Genomic DNA, 1155 nt, shown 5'->3' on the forward strand with positions numbered 1-1155 from the left:
TGAGAACATCGCTCGAACGGTGAGAACATCGCTCGAACGGTGAGAACATCGCTCGAACGGCGAGAATATCGCCTGAACGCACAAGAACATCGCTCGAGCGGCGAGAATATCGCCCGAACGACGAGAATATCGCTCGAACGGTGAGAACATCGCTCGAACGACGAGAACATCGCTCGAACTGCGAGATTATCGCTCGAACAGCCAAAACATCGCTCGAACGCGCAAGAGTATCGCTCGAATGGTCACTTCCAGCAAACATCTAACTCAACACATATCTCACCACAGAACCAAAATAAGGAGCATACCATTGATATGCTCCCCCTAAAGTAGACACCAAAAAAACAAAACTACTTTAGGGGGAGTTTTTTATGCGTTCTAATAGTAAACATTCTGTTGATGAACTTGAAAGATATATTCAAATGTACCTTGATGAAGGATGGAGCTATCGGGAGTTAAGTGAAAAGAAGGGTCTGCTGTTAAGTAAATCGGTATTTAATAAAAAAGTGCTGAGATACCAAGAACAGGGGATTAGAGGCATTCAAACGAAGAGGAGAAATAATAAATATAGTAAAGAGTTTAAGGACTTGATCGTTAAAGAACGCATCGAACAAGGCACACCTTTCATACAGTTAGCTCGCAAGTATGGTATTCCGAATGATAGTACTGTTCGAAATTGGATCATCAAGTATACTGAGGGGGAGGAATTAAAAACTTATTCTCCAAAACCCGAGGTGTATACAATGAAAAGTAGAAAAGTGACGCATGAAGAAAAAGTTGAGATTGTCAAAGCATGTTTAGCCAATAACTTATCTTATAAAGACACAGCTGAAAAATATCAGGTTTCTTATAATAATATTTACTCATGGGTTCAAAAGTACAAAGCGCATGGTCCTGATGGACTGGTAGATGGACGAGGCCACGGAAAGCCAGACAAGATCCAAACAGATGAAGAAAAGTTACGAACAGAAATTGCAGCATTAAAAGCACGAAATGAGTACCTTGAAACAGAGAACGCTGCGCTAAAAAAGTTAGAAGAAGTGGAAAGAGAGTTGATGTTACGCAAACGCGGTATGAGGCAGAGTACCAAACAATCAAAAAGCTCGAAAAAAAGGGGTTCAAAATAACCATACTATGTGAAGCATTAGGTGTGAGTCG

1 protein-coding gene is annotated in these 1155 nt (G+C 41.0%); it reads left to right on the forward strand.

The genetic code is table 11. The features are described from left to right. Window positions 1–368: 368 nt before the first annotated feature. On the forward strand, window positions 369–1124 hold the full coding sequence (locus tag JF53_RS00415) for a helix-turn-helix domain-containing protein (RefSeq protein ID WP_053351188.1): 756 nt from the start codon (window positions 369–371) through the stop codon (window positions 1122–1124). Window positions 1125–1155: the final 31 nt, after the last annotated feature.

It is taken from the genome of Ornithinibacillus contaminans (assembly GCF_001038425.2).
Taxonomy (GTDB): domain Bacteria; phylum Bacillota; class Bacilli; order Bacillales; family Amphibacillaceae; genus Ornithinibacillus; species Ornithinibacillus contaminans.